Source organism: Bacillus swezeyi (assembly GCF_030908325.1).
GTDB classification, from domain to species: Bacteria; Bacillota; Bacilli; order Bacillales; family Bacillaceae; genus Bacillus; species Bacillus swezeyi.
In genome coordinates this window covers 2553676-2567010 of the sequence record NZ_CP133085.1, presented here as the reverse complement: position 1 = coordinate 2567010, position 13335 = coordinate 2553676, and the positions used below count along the sequence as shown (strand labels likewise).

The following is a 13335-nucleotide window of genomic DNA, read 5'->3' as shown; positions in this document are numbered from 1 at the left end:
TTAGGAACACACACGAAACATTAATAAATCCATGAATCATTTTTCTTTTTGCAAGGCTCATGGTAGTAGTAGTCTTTTTTGCAATGGTCATGGCCGTAGTCTTTTTTGCAAGGATCGTAGTAGTAGCAGTCTTTCTTTCCATGGTCATGATGTTTCTTGCAAGGATCATGATAGAAGCAGTCTTTCTTTCCATGGTCATGATGTTTCTTGCAAGGATCATGATAGAAGTAGTCTTTCTTTCCATGGTCATGATGTTTCTTGCAAGGATCATGATAGAAGCAGTCTTTCTTTTCGTGATCATGATGTTTCTTGCAAGGATCATAATAGAAGCAGTCTTTCTTTTCATGATCATGATGCTTCTTATAAGGATCATAATCATAGTCCCAATAATCTTTCTTAACCGGTACGTAATAATACATACATTTCCACCTCAGTCTATAAATTTTTAATTTCCCTACAGGATATGATGAAAAAATGGAATAGATTGGGTTGTTGCTTTGGATCAAAAGCACATTGTCTGTAAAAATGCCCTCTATGAACATCAAATTGAGAGAGTTCTTGATCAAACGCGTGTGTTCAGTTTCTATAGAAAAGCTGAACACAGATAAGCACAATCCATATGGCACTGCCGAATATAAGGTTGAATATATCTTTCTTTTTGGTCAGTTTGCTTGGAAAAAAGATCAGCCTGATGGCTGTAAAAGCCGTCACAATGAAGATCAAACAACCAAGAACAAGGCATTTGATAAAAACTGATCCCGGATAAAACGGGGTGCCGCAAACAAGGAAAATCACCAGCAAAGCGGCAGCTTGTTTGGCTGTTTTCTGTTGATCAGGATCAAAAATGGCAGGGCTTTCTTTTACCTTAAGCTTGTTTTTCATGATAGCACCGTCCTTTTTCTGGATATGATCGTGATTTGAATGCTAGAGAAAACAGGGGGATCATGCATGCCGGCTCTCCCCGGCTTTGATGTGAAGGGAAAAGTGAAATCAGCCTGTATAAAAGGGGATGATCCTGCATATACTCGGGATTATTCAATTTGTAAAGAGGTGATTTCATGTTAAACAGCGAACACATCCACATGATTCAAAAGGCACTGGAGGCGTCAGCAAGCAGGCTGGAAAACCTTGGCGAAGAGCGTCTTACATATGCAAAGGAAGATCTTCATAACGCGATCAGCCATATGGAATCAACAGATCATCCTTTTTTAACGTATTCGATTAACCGGAAATAGTCCAGATCCTCAGATCGTCATCACAAATCTTTCTTGTTGAATTCTTGCAGCCATAGTGATAGGATAGAAGTTCTGAAATCTCGATAGTTGGGGGTTGGAGCAGGGTGACAGCATCTCGTCTGCCTTTTTCTTTAACAAAAACAAAAAACTTTTATGAAGAACTAAACAATTGGATCGGTGATGTCTTTTACGATATTCTCCCTGAAAAGGGCTTTGATTTACGGGATGAGCAAATCTTTATGGCTTTTCAGTTAGAACGGGCATTTAAAGAAAAGAAAGTGATGTTTGCCGAAGCAGGCGTCGGAACCGGGAAAACGCTTGTTTATCTGCTGTTTGCGCTCAGCTATGCCAGATATACGGGCAAGCCGGCGGTTATTGCCTGCGCGGATGAGACGCTGATTGAACAGCTCGTCAAAAAAGAAGGAGACATTTATAAGATATCAGAGCATCTGGGCCTGACGATAGATGCACGGCTCAGCAAATCCCATGATCAATATTTATGTCTGAAAAAACTGGAAAAAACGATGCAGCGCTCTGATGATGAGAAATGGCTTGACCTTTATGAGGCGCTTCCGCCATTTGTCCATGAATCACAGGGCATGCAATCATTTTATCCATACGGTGACCGAAAGGAATATTCGGCACTGTCAAATGATGAGTGGGCCGACATCGGGTATGATTCATTTCAAGACTGTCTCACTTGTGATATGAGACACCGCTGCGGGCTGACGCTCTCAAGAGACCATTACCGGAAATCAACGGATTTTATTATCTGTTCTCATGATTTCTACATGGAGCATGTCTGGACAGAAGAAGCGAGAAAACGGGAAGGGCAGCTTCCGCTTTTGCCTGAACACAGTGCAGTCGTATTTGATGAAGGGCATCTGCTTGAATTTGCTGCGCAAAAAGCGCTGACATACAGAGTGAAGCAATCCACATTGGAGATGTTTCTTGAACGCCTCCTCGGAAATGAGATCAGAGAGGAGTTTGCCGAGCTTGTTGAAGAAGCGCTCCGCGTCAATGATGAATTTTTCGCTTTGCTGTCAGAGAACGCTGAAAAAGCAGAAGGTTCAGACCGACTGCGCATCAAGGATGATGCCGAAGTGAAAAAAACGGCCGGCGAACTTTACGAGTTGCTGGAAAAAATCGGCGAAGCGCTCGTTTTTGAAGGAGAATTGTATACGATTGACCAGTATGCTTTGACAGTCGTCGAGGAATATCTTGAACAAATGGCCTATTCTCTTTCACTCTACAGAAAAAATGCAATCAGCTGGCTTGAACATAAAGAGCTTGAATCGACATTTGTGGTCATGCCGAGGACGGTATCAGAAGTTCTTGGAGAAAAAGTGTTTTCCAAAGAAATTCCGTTCATTTTTTCTTCTGCGACATTATCGGAAAACGGCTCATTCGATTATTTGGCGAACAGTCTTGGCATTCGCGACTACTTATCGTTTACGGTTGATTCCCCCTATGATTATGAAGAGCAGATGAAAGTGTATGTCCACCGCATGGAAGAAGCGGTAGATAAAGGGCGTGCGGCGGTCAACAGCATGAAAGACTCCGGGGGAAGAACGCTGATCCTGTTTCCGTCTTTTGAGGAGCTTGCGGCGTTCAAACAGCAGATCGGCGGGGAAAGCCTTCCGTTTCCTGTATATTTTGAAGGAGACGAAGAAATCAGTACAATCGTAGAAAAGTTTCAAACCATTGAAGAATCGGTTCTATGCTCTGTACACTTATGGGAAGGCCTTGATATTCCCGGCGCCTCGCTTCAAAACGTCATCATTTGGTCGCTTCCTTTTCCGCCTCATGATCCGGTCTTTGAAGCAAAACGGAGCGGTGTCGAAAACGCCTTTCGCGAAGTCGACCTTCCTTATATGCTGTTAAGACTGCGCCAAGGCATCGGACGTTTGATCAGGTCCAATGAAGACCGCGGCACGATCCATATCTATGCAGCGGATATGAAAGAATGGAATGTGATGGAAGAGGTCGAGGCTGTACTTCCTGTTCAGCCTGTCTAAAAGAAAAGCGGTTTTTTCCGCTTTTCTTTTTTGTTATCTGCCGGCTAAAAAGTTGACTTTCGTAAATATTTCCATTAGTCTGATTACAATTCGTGGGAAGAGGAGGATAGGATATGAGCATCAATACATATGAAAAAGAGTTTTTAGAAACATTGAAAAAAATCAGCCAATATGAGCAGGCGATTAATGTGATGTACTGGGATATGAGGACAGGTGCTCCGAAAAATGGGGAAGAATACCGTGCTGAAGCGATCGGCCAATTATCCGCAGACGTCTTTCAAATGAGGACATCAAAGCGGATGAAAGAGCTGTTGGACCATTTATGGGAACAAAAAGACAGCTTGCCGCATGATACGCAGAAAGCGGTCGAAGAAGCAAAAAAAGAATATGATTTAAACAGCAAAATTCCCGAAGAAGAATTTAAAGAATATACGACACTGACATCCAAAGCCGAATCCGTTTGGGAAAAAGCGAAAAAAGCATCTGATTTTTCGCTGTTTTCCCCTTATCTGGAGAAAATCATCGACTTCAAAAAACGGTTTATTACATATTGGGGATATGAGGGACATCCTTATAATGCGCTTTTGGATTTATATGAGCCAGGCGTTACGGTAGAAACTTTGGACAGCCTTTTTGCCGAATTGCGCGAATCGATCGTTCCGCTCGCCCAAAAGATCGCTGCAAGTCAGAAAAAACCGGATACAAGCTTTGTACATGAGCATTTTCCGAAAGAAAAGCAGCGCGAATTATGCCATTTCTTTTTAAAGGAGCTCGGCTATGATTTTGATGCGGGCCGCCTTGATGAAACGGTTCATCCTTTTCAAGTGACGATCAGCCAGGGCGACGCGCGGGTGACGACGGCCTTTAACGAATCCGATTTTCGCTCAGCTGTCTTTGGAACCATTCATGAGTGCGGGCATGCCATTTATGAACAAAACATTGATGAAGCATTGAGCGGAACCAATTTATCAGAAGGGGCTTCAATGGGAATCCACGAATCTCAATCTCTGTTTTACGAAAACTTTATCGGCAGACATCAAGGGTTCTGGAAACGTTATTTTCATAAAATGAAAGGGTCCTGTCCAGAACAATTTGAAGGGGTTACAGCTGATGGTTTTTACAGAGCCGTGAATGAATCAAAACCTTCATTGATTCGAATTGATGCCGATGAGCTGACATATCCGCTGCACATTATGATTCGCTATGAAATTGAAAAAGCGATTTTCAGCGGTGAAGTGGCAGTTGAGGATCTTCCGAAGCTGTGGGATGAAAAATATGAGGCATATCTTGGCGTTACGCCGCCGGACGATGCCAAGGGAATATTGCAGGACGTCCACTGGTCGGGCGGTGATTTCGGTTATTTTCCTTCATACGCGCTCGGCTATATGTATGCGGCCCAGCTGAAATCAAGCATGCTGAATGACCTTCCGGAATTCGACCGGCTGATTGAAAACGGTGATTTTCAGCCGATCAGACAATGGCTGACAGATCACGTCCATGTCCACGGCAAAAGAAAAAAGCCGCTGGAGATGATCAAGTCAGCGACAGGTGAAGAGTTAAATGTACGTTATTTAATTCGCTATTTAGAGGACAAATATACAAGCTTGTATTTGTAATCCAAGAGCCCTCCCGAAAACGGGGAGGGTGTTTTTGAATCTGAATTTTCTGTTAAATACGAACGATTTTCTCAGAAATAAGTCATGGAGTTCGTCATTTTTCGTTTTTGGTCTTCCCAATCCGCCTGAAAGTTGCTATAATTTGATACATTATAGCACTCATATAATCGCGTGGATATGGCACGCAAGTTTCTACCGGGTACCGTAAATGCCCGACTATGAGTGGGCAAAAGGAAAACGAACGTCTTTTAAGCAGCAGACGGCTTTTCGTCTTTTTCAGCATTGCCCGCTCGATTGAGATCTACGAGCGGGCAATGCTTTTTTTATTAAAGGGCACCTGAATAAACGGAGGGTTATACATGGAACAGCTAAAACGAAAAATTGCAGAGGATGGCACTGTTTTGTCTGATGAAGTGCTCAAGGTTGATTCTTTTTTAAATCATCAAATTGATCCGGAGCTCATGCTGGCTGTCGGAGAGGAGTTCGCCTCTCTTTTTCAAAGCGAAGGCATTACAAAGATTGTCACGATTGAATCTTCAGGAATTGCACCTGCCGTCATGGCCGGATTAAAGCTTGGCGTGCCGGTCATTTTTGCGAGAAAACGCCAATCTCTCACATTGACGGAAAATCTTTTGACGGCTTCTGTATACTCATTCACGAAGAAAACGGAAAGTACGATTGCCATTTCTGCAAGCCACCTGTCAAAGGATGACAAGGTTCTTGCTATCGATGACTTTTTGGCGAACGGACAAGCCGCAAAGGGCCTCGTCTCCATCATTGAACAGGCCGGGGCAAAGCTCAGCGGCATTGGGATTGTGATCGAAAAGTCATTCCAGTCCGGACGAAAGGAGCTTGATGAACTCGGAATCAGAGTCGAATCCCTGGCAAGAATCGCATCTCTTGCCGGCGGCAAAGTCACCTTTTTAGAGGAGGTTCGTTCATGAAACTCACAGCCGCTAAAACCGTTTCACTAAGTATTCAGCATGTCCTTGCGATGTATGCGGGAGCCGTCGTTGTTCCTCTTATTGTCGGCGATGCTCTCGGATTGACTCCGGCACAGCTCACTTATCTTGTATCTGCGGATATCTTGATGTGCGGGATCGCGACATTGCTCCAAGTCTGGAAAAACCGCTTTTTCGGAATCGGTTTGCCCGTCGTATTGGGATGTACGTTTACAGCAGTTTCTCCGATGATTGCCATTGCATCAAAATACGGAATACCCGCCATTTATGGAAGCATTATAGCCGGCGGTGTCATCATCATCATTCTTTCCTTTTTCTTTGGAAAGCTCGTCCGTTTTTTCCCTCCGGTCGTCACCGGATCTGTTGTGACGGTGATCGGTATAACGCTGATTCCGGTCGCTATGAACAACATGGCAGGCGGTGAAAACAGCAGTGATTTCGGTGCGCTGTCAAATCTTGCTTTGGCATTTTCAGTTTTGTTGGTGATTGTCCTTTTATACCGTTTTACAAAGGGATTTTTGAAATCTATTTCCATTTTGATCGGACTGCTAGTCGGAACGGCTGCCGCAAGTCTGATGGGAAAGGTTGATTTCACTGAAGTGGCAAATGCAAGCTGGGTGCAGATGATCCATCCTTTTTATTTCGGAACTCCAGTATTCGAGATTACACCGATTATTACGATGACACTTGTTTTAATCGTCAGCCTCGTTGAGTCCACAGGCGTTTACTTTGCATTGGGCGATTTGACAGACCGAAAGCTGGCGGAGAAAGATTTAGCAAAAGGATACCGCGCTGAGGGGATTGCCGTATTATTCGGCGGCATATTCAATGCTTTCCCATATACGGCTTATTCGCAAAACGTCGGCCTCGTTCAGCTCACAGGCGTTAGAAAAAACAGCGTCATAGCTGTTGCGGGAGGATTTCTGATTCTATTGGGGCTTTTTCCAAAAGCCGCCGCACTGACAACGATTATTCCGAAACCGGTATTAGGCGGGGCTATGGTGGCGATGTTCGGCATGGTCATTGCCTACGGCATCAAAATGTTAAGCCGGGTTGATTTCGCAAAACAGGAGAACCTTTTAATTGTTGCCTGCTCAGTCGGAATCGGCTTAGGTGTGACAGTCGTACCGCAGATGTTTCAAAATCTCCCTGACGCCATCAAACTTCTGACAGAAAACGGGATTGTCGCAGGAAGCTTTACCGCCATTTTATTGAATGTGATTTTTCACATCCATCCGTTTTCCCGGGCGGCTGAACGGCATGAAACTGTTCCAACTGAAAAATCCGCTGTTTAAAACCTCACGATCGTGGGGTTTTTTGATTTGGTGTGTTTTCTCCTTCTGCACAAGACATACTATCGGTATAGAAGAGGAGGCATATCCGATGAAAACAGTGAAAGAGCTTGTCGAACACATCAGCACAAAGGACGGCGGCGAGGCTGTCATCCGCCCCGTCAGGCAGGATGATGCTGCTGACATTATAGAAGCGGTCAAAGACGTGATTGAAACGGGTGTTTACATCCAAAAGGAGAGGCCGCGCACGTTTGAGGAAGAACAGGCCTTTATTCAGGAGATGAGAGAAAAAGACAATATGTATGCCGCCGTTGAAATCGATGGGAAGGTTTATGGAATCGCGCGGGTGATCCGCGGCGAGCTTCAGATGAAAAAGCATACCGGGCTTTTTAGAACCTGGCTTCACAGGAGGGCGCAGGGCCTTGGCATCGGTAAAGAAATCATGTCTTACACCCTCAACTGGTGCAGGCTCCATCAGCTGCATAAACTGTGCCTGACCGTGTTTTCTTCAAACGAAGCGGCGCTTTCCCTGTACAAGAAAAACGGGTTTATTATCGAGGGCATTCAGAAGGAGCAGGTGCTCTCAAACGGAGTTTTTGAAGATGAAGTGCTGATGGCTTGCTTTTTTAAGCGTTCTACATAAAGGTGCAAATTTTGGAGACGCTTTAGATAGAGGTGGTGTTATGGCCTATATCGTATCGGCAGGAACAAGTGTACCCCGCTGTCATGTCAATCAATGGCAAGCCGCCGGGTTTGCGCGAGAGATGTTCAAAGATTCATTTAAAGACATTGACCGGCTGCTGGCTTCATTTAAAAATGGAGAGATTGAATCAAGGCAGTTTGCCATGCCTTTGGAATGGTATAAAGAAGAAAAGAGCTTTCAGGAAAAAAATCAGGCGTATATTGAGATGGCTGTCCAGCATAGCGCTGATGCTGTGTCAAAGTGTTTGGCAGATGAGCGCTTTCTAAAAAAAGAGATCCCTTTTGAACAAATTGAAGCGATATTTTTTGTGTCTTCAACCGGGATTTCAACGCCGAGCATTGACGCAAAACTGATGAATATCCTTCCGTTTTCAAAGCGGACGAAGCGCATTCCCATTTGGGGCCTCGGGTGTGCGGGAGGAGCGTCAGGCATCGCCCGGGCCTTTGAATACTGCAAAGCTTTTCCGAAGGCTTTTGTTCTCGTGATCGCGGCAGAATTGTGCAGTTTAACATTTCAAAAGCATGACAAGACGAAAAGCAATCTCATCGGAACGTCTTTATTCGGTGACGGGATTGCCTGTGTTTTAATGTGCGGCAGGGAAGCGGACACCGCAGATTCAAGGTTTCAAGTTCTTCCGGAAGTCGTGAGCTCTCAATCGACTACATTAGAACACTCGGAAGATGTGATGGGATGGGAGATCAACAATAGCGGTTTTCAAGTGGTTTTTTCGCGGGATATTCCGTCATTGATCAGGACAAATTTAAAAAAAGACGCTGAAGCATTTCTTCAAAAGGAACATGTCAGGCTTGAAGATATTCAAGTTTTTCTCGCCCATCCTGGAGGGAAAAAAGTGCTTGATGCATACATTGAAAGTCTCGGCTTCTCAGAAAAACATCTCGAAAGTTCACGGCGGATATTGGCGAAACACGGAAATATGTCATCAGCGACTGTCATGTATGTCATAAAAGATGATATGCTAAACAACTGTCCCCAGCCGGGGAGGTTTGGCCTATTAGGAGCGCTTGGCCCCGGGTTTTCATCAGAACTTCTTTTAATGAAGTGGAACAAAAAAGCGAGTGGTTGACATGTTTTGGACGATTTTGATCATATTTATCACACAGCGGCTTATTGAACTCGGAGTCGCCAAGCGGAATGAAAAAAACGCGATCAAGCAGGGGGCCGTCGAATATGGAAAACGCCACTACCCGTTCATCGTAGCGATGCACGTGCTCTTTTTCATTTCTTTCATTTGGGAAACAGCCGTTTTTCAACGCGGAATGACACCCTTTCCGGCACTCGTTTTGACAGCGCTTGTCCTTACCCAGGGACTGCGCTACTGGTCGCTCTTTTCTTTGGGGAGATGCTGGAATACAAAAGTTCTCGTCATCCCCAAAACCGATCTGATTCGTAAAGGGCCTTATCAATGGATCAGGCATCCGAATTATTTGGCTGTGGCGCTAGAATTATTTCTCCTTCCGCTGCTGTTTCAGGCGTATTTGACGGCTATTTTATTTACGGTTTTCAACGCCGTCTTGATTTTGATCCGCATTCGTGTAGAAGAACGGGCATTGAAAGAATGGTGTCATTGAAAATGATTCTCATTTTATGTATAATGGTAATGAAAAGCATTCTCATTATAGGATGGTGAACATTTATGACGATGTTTTTTCTGCTCGCAGCTGTTTGTACATACAGCGTATTGATTGGATTTGTGCTAAAAGGAATCGCAAAACGTTCCGCATAAAATAAATAGAGATGAATTCAAGCTGCTATGAAGGCAGCTTTTTTCATGTTTTCTTTCAATTGTGAACAAAAATACACAAATGTTGTGTAAAATGGGGGAAAGGGGCTGAATATATAAAACAACGCTTAAAAGGGGTAGGAATCATGGCACATATAAACACAAAAGACGATCTCATGAAAAGAGCCGGAGCTGTGTTCAGCGAGTTGAAGAAAAACGGGGATGAAATGCGGGCAGCCCAGCTGGCGGGGATCATCCGAAAATGGACGCACAAAGAAGTGTACATCGCTTTTACCGGCCATTATTCAGCAGGAAAATCTTCTATGCTGAACACGCTTCTTCAGGAAGACGTTTTACCGGCAAGTCCGATTCCGACGAGCGCGAATCTCGTCATGGTCCGCCGCGGAGAATTGAAAACAGCGCTTCATACGACAGACGGCAGATACGCCGAGTTGCAGGGCGCTTATGATAAACAGAAAGTGCAGGCGTACTGTAAGGATGGGAGCCAAATCGAAATGGTGGAAATCGAAGGGCCATTTTCCGGGATAGCGCCACAAGCCGTTCTGATCGACACACCTGGAATCGATTCCACAGATGATGCTCATTTTCTGTCGGCATCATCTATTTTGCACCAGGCAGATGCACTGTTTTATGTTGTGCATTATAACCATGTCCATTCTGAAGAAAATGTGAATTTTCTTCGTTTAATAAAAGGGAAAATTCCGAATATTTATTTCGTCGTCAACCAAATTGACCGTCATGATGAAACAGAAACAGATTTTCAAGGCTATAAAAAACAGGTCCTTGATATGCTGCTAAAAGAGGGAATCAGTGAAGAGTATCTCTTTTTTACCTCTGTCACAGAAAAAGATCATCCGCTTAATGAATTCACCCGGCTGCGTGAATTGCTGAAACGCCTGCAAAATCAAACGGAGCTGCAATTATTCACATACACGGAGCAAAAAGTGACACGGTTGATTGATGAGCATGTTGAGATGCTCATCAGTGATGGGGATTCATCCTTATCTGAGGAAGCCGCTTCTTTGGCCGAAAAAGTCCAGTCGCTGGAAGAGCAGCTGGCCGAATCAGCAGAGCAACAAAAACGAACGGGGGAATCATTTCAAAAAGAAGTGCAGACCATCATCAAAAATGCAAATTTGACCCCGTTTGATATGAGGGAGCTTGCGAAGTCATATTTGGAATCAAGCGAAAAAGGCTTTAAAAAAGGATTTATTTTTAGTAAAACAAAAACGCTTGAGGAAAAAGATAAGCGCAAAGAAGCTTTTCTTGCAGACGTCCAAAAAAGGGTTCAGGCTGAAATCGACTGGCATATCATTGAAGCGTGTAAAACGTTTATGAACCGATTTGAAATAAAGAGTGATCAACTGCTGCAGCACATCCTTCAATTCAGCACAAAAATCGATGAAACCCATTTGCTTCGTTCACTGAAAAAAGGAGCGGAACTTACGCCTGAATATGTGTTGAACTATACAAAGGAATTGGCCGAAAACATCAGAAGAGAGGCGAAAGGCAGCGCCAAGCCGCTCCTTGAACAGCTCAAAAGCCTCATAGCAGAAAAGGAAGAGCGCAAGTTTGAGTCGGCAAAAGCCGAGTATGAAAAGGAGAAAGCGGCTCTCTCCGGATTGGAAGAACGGCTGACAGAGCAGCGCCTATCATATGAAAAAGCGAATCTGATCTGGGATCAATGGGAAAACGGGAGGGATGACGGCGGTCAAGCGGAAGACTGGTATGCGGCCGAAAAAATAGCGCTGCAAAAACCGCTTGAAACCGAAACGGCTGATGACAGCATGAATCTTCATGAACAAAACAGGCCTGAGCAGACATTAAGAGATGCAAAGAGCGTTTCAGAATATATGGCACTGTTTGAGAATCTCGCCCGGTATTTAGAGGGCATCCCGGTCTTAAACAAGCAGAGGGAAGCATTTTTGGCAAAAACAGAGCGGCTTCATTCAAGACAGTTTACATTGGCGCTTTTCGGGGCTTTCAGCTCTGGCAAATCTTCTTTTGCAAACGCGCTTTGCGGACGAAAAGTCCTTCCGTCATCTCCGACACCGACGACGGCGACGATTAATAAAATCACAAAACCACAGGGAACAAAACAAGACGGGACGGCTGATGTGACGTTTAAAACAGAAACGGAGATCACCGCCGAACTGGATCAGCTTTTAGATGGGAAAATGTCGGAAATAAAAGGCAAAACTCTTGTCGAGAAGCTCGAAAAACTATTGCAAAAAGGCATGCTTCATCATGATGAACGCATCATCACAGAGAACTTTCTAAAGGCATATGAACGCTTCGGCCAATATATTGCAGACCAGGACATATTAACAATATCCGCGGGCGAACTTGAGCCATATGTAGCCGAAGAGGAGACGGCTTGCGCCGTCCGTGAAGTAACCGTTTATTTACATTCACCTGTCACGAATAAAGGGATTACAATCGTCGATACGCCGGGCGCCAGCAGTATGAATAAACGGCATACTGAGCTCGCTTTTCAGTACATGAAAGACGCTGACGCCCTCCTTTACTTAACTTACTATCAGCATGCGTTTTCAAAAGCGGACCGGTCGTTTTTGCGGAAGCTCGGATTAATCAAAGACGCTTTCAGCATGGATAAAATGTTTTTTATTCTAAACGCGGCAGATCTTGCGGAAAGTGCCGGCGAATTGGAAACGGTTGAAGCCTACGTAAGGGGAGAACTGCTCAAAGAAGGGATTCAAAACCCGCATTTTTACCATGTCTCTAGCAAACAGGAACTGAGCGGAAAATCATCGCCTTTCAATGATTTCAGCCGCCTTAAGAAAGAGCTCGATGAATTTATCGAAAACGGTTTGACAAAAGCGGCTGTCGATCAGCTGCTATATGAAGGCAAAAAGCTTTGTGATACAGTGATTCAGCTCCGCCGTTCTTTGCACCGTTCCGTCAAAGAGGAGGAAGCGGAGAAAAAGCAAATCGAGAAAGCTTTTCAAGCAGCATGCTCCGCCATTGATGAGGTAAATAAGGGATCTTCCATTTTTCAGCTGACCGAAAAGGATATTGAAGAGCAATTTTATTATATGAGGCAGCGTCTTTCTTATTATGCGCACGATTTGTTTAAAGCAGCCATTCATCCCGGTCTGCAAAACGGGAATTGGCAGGATAATCTGCAAAAAGCCTTGAAAAGCTGTCTGAAAGAGTATGAATTTGAATTTTTGCAGGAATTAAAAGCGCTCGACATTCGGATTGAAAACATGGTGGTTAAGTATGCTGATGAACAGTGGGCAGGGACAATCCGGCAAAAGCTGGCTGATAATGCTTACTTTTCTGTTCATATCGCACCAGAGCCTCCTCAAACAGACAGCTGGGATACGGCTGAGGCTGCAGCAGATGAAAGAGCATTTGCTGATGAGCTGAAAAAATTCAAAACTCCAAAAGCATTTTTTCAGCAAAATGGAAAGGCGAGATTGATCGAATCGCTCGCTTCAAAGCTTTCCGACATCACGGCCGGCTGGATTCGACATGAAAAACAGGCCTTTTTCAGCCGCTGCCAAAAAAGCGCCGAACTTTTGCAGAAGTCCGTATCTCAAACAGCTGCGGAACAGATCAAGGAGCAAAAAGAAACGTATTTTCACGAGCCTTTGGAAAGCGGTGACAGGGATAACATCGAAAAGGCATATACCGCTGCAAACAAATGGCTCCGTGAGATTGAATCATAACCATTGATGGTGGCTGCACCAAAAGCATGGTAGACTGAATAAAAAAGAAGGG

At 44.4% G+C, this 13335-nt stretch carries 12 protein-coding genes and 1 riboswitch; of the genes, 10 read left to right on the top strand and 2 right to left on the bottom strand.

Features of this window, described 5'->3' with window-relative positions; genetic code table 11:
• Positions 1 to 20: 20 nt before the first annotated feature.
• Both RBH91_RS12630 and RBH91_RS12625 read right to left on the bottom strand, forming a co-directional pair.
• On the bottom strand, positions 21 to 419 hold the full coding sequence (locus tag RBH91_RS12630) for a hypothetical protein (RefSeq protein WP_307891823.1): 399 nt from the start codon (positions 417 to 419) through the stop codon (positions 21 to 23).
• 157 nt (positions 420 to 576) lie between these two features.
• A complete protein-coding gene (locus RBH91_RS12625) occupies positions 577 to 882 on the bottom strand; it encodes a hypothetical protein (RefSeq protein ID WP_307891822.1) in 306 nt (101 codons plus the stop codon).
• Positions 883 to 1058: 176 nt separating this feature from the next.
• Here RBH91_RS12625 and RBH91_RS12620 point away from each other — a divergent pair, with 176 nt between their 5' ends.
• The 10 genes from RBH91_RS12620 to RBH91_RS12575 all read left to right on the top strand — a co-directional run bounded on the left by RBH91_RS12620 (position 1059) and on the right by RBH91_RS12575 (position 13283).
• Entirely contained in the window at positions 1059 to 1235 is a 177-nt protein-coding gene (locus tag RBH91_RS12620) for a hypothetical protein (RefSeq protein WP_307891821.1), read from the top strand.
• Positions 1236 to 1339: 104 nt separating this feature from the next.
• Positions 1340 to 3253, top strand: a complete 1914-nt coding sequence (locus tag RBH91_RS12615; RefSeq protein WP_307891820.1) for an ATP-dependent DNA helicase — start codon at positions 1340 to 1342, stop codon at positions 3251 to 3253.
• A gap of 113 nt (positions 3254 to 3366) precedes the next feature.
• The gene (locus RBH91_RS12610; RefSeq protein WP_307891819.1) at positions 3367 to 4869 is read left to right on the top strand and encodes a carboxypeptidase M32; all 1503 of its coding nucleotides are present in this window, start codon (positions 3367 to 3369) and stop codon (positions 4867 to 4869) included.
• 139 nt (positions 4870 to 5008) lie between these two features.
• Positions 5009 to 5108: riboswitch (purine riboswitch) on the top strand.
• A 120-nt stretch (positions 5109 to 5228) separates the two neighbouring features.
• Complete coding sequence (gene xpt, locus RBH91_RS12605) at positions 5229 to 5813, top strand: xanthine phosphoribosyltransferase (RefSeq protein WP_307891818.1); 585 nt, start codon at positions 5229 to 5231, stop codon at positions 5811 to 5813.
• Positions 5810 to 7126: a nucleobase:cation symporter-2 family protein gene (locus RBH91_RS12600; protein ID WP_307891817.1), complete on the top strand. Its 1317-nt coding sequence runs from the start codon at positions 5810 to 5812 to the stop codon at positions 7124 to 7126. The genes xpt and RBH91_RS12600 overlap by 4 nt, the downstream gene beginning before the upstream one ends.
• A gap of 88 nt (positions 7127 to 7214) precedes the next feature.
• A complete protein-coding gene (locus RBH91_RS12595) occupies positions 7215 to 7766 on the top strand; it encodes a GNAT family N-acetyltransferase (protein WP_307891816.1) in 552 nt (183 codons plus the stop codon).
• A gap of 40 nt (positions 7767 to 7806) precedes the next feature.
• Positions 7807 to 8910, top strand: coding sequence for a type III polyketide synthase (locus RBH91_RS12590; RefSeq protein ID WP_307891815.1), 1104 nt, complete (start codon positions 7807 to 7809; stop codon positions 8908 to 8910).
• Between the two features lies 1 nt (position 8911).
• Complete coding sequence (locus RBH91_RS12585) at positions 8912 to 9415, top strand: isoprenylcysteine carboxyl methyltransferase family protein (RefSeq protein ID WP_307891814.1); 504 nt, start codon at positions 8912 to 8914, stop codon at positions 9413 to 9415.
• A gap of 65 nt (positions 9416 to 9480) precedes the next feature.
• Positions 9481 to 9570 (top strand): Fur-regulated basic protein FbpC, encoded by a 90-nt coding sequence (fbpC, locus tag RBH91_RS12580; protein ID WP_076764032.1) that lies wholly within the window; start codon positions 9481 to 9483, stop codon positions 9568 to 9570.
• A gap of 143 nt (positions 9571 to 9713) precedes the next feature.
• Positions 9714 to 13283, top strand: coding sequence for a dynamin GTPase (locus RBH91_RS12575; protein ID WP_307891813.1), 3570 nt, complete (start codon positions 9714 to 9716; stop codon positions 13281 to 13283).
• Positions 13284 to 13335 lie beyond the last annotated feature (52 nt).

Excerpts from the sequence above, each read along its gene's own strand:
- RBH91_RS12600 (WP_307891817.1), top strand. The coding sequence starts at position 5,810 with ATGAAACTCACAGCCGCTAAAACCGTTTCACTAAGTATTCAGCATGTC.
- RBH91_RS12595 (WP_307891816.1), top strand. The coding sequence starts at position 7,215 with ATGAAAACAGTGAAAGAGCTTGTCGAACACATCAGCACAAAGGACGGC.
- RBH91_RS12620 (WP_307891821.1), top strand. The coding sequence starts at position 1,059 with ATGTTAAACAGCGAACACATCCACATGATTCAAAAGGCACTGGAGGCG.
- RBH91_RS12590 (WP_307891815.1), top strand. The coding sequence starts at position 7,807 with ATGGCCTATATCGTATCGGCAGGAACAAGTGTACCCCGCTGTCATGTC.
- RBH91_RS12585 (WP_307891814.1), top strand. The coding sequence starts at position 8,912 with ATGTTTTGGACGATTTTGATCATATTTATCACACAGCGGCTTATTGAA.
- xpt (WP_307891818.1), top strand. The coding sequence starts at position 5,229 with ATGGAACAGCTAAAACGAAAAATTGCAGAGGATGGCACTGTTTTGTCT.
- RBH91_RS12610 (WP_307891819.1), top strand. The coding sequence starts at position 3,367 with ATGAGCATCAATACATATGAAAAAGAGTTTTTAGAAACATTGAAAAAA.
- RBH91_RS12625 (WP_307891822.1), bottom strand. The coding sequence starts at position 882 with ATGAAAAACAAGCTTAAGGTAAAAGAAAGCCCTGCCATTTTTGATCCT.
- fbpC (WP_076764032.1), top strand. The coding sequence starts at position 9,481 with ATGACGATGTTTTTTCTGCTCGCAGCTGTTTGTACATACAGCGTATTG.
- RBH91_RS12630 (WP_307891823.1), bottom strand. The coding sequence starts at position 419 with ATGTATTATTACGTACCGGTTAAGAAAGATTATTGGGACTATGATTAT.
- RBH91_RS12575 (WP_307891813.1), top strand. The coding sequence starts at position 9,714 with ATGGCACATATAAACACAAAAGACGATCTCATGAAAAGAGCCGGAGCT.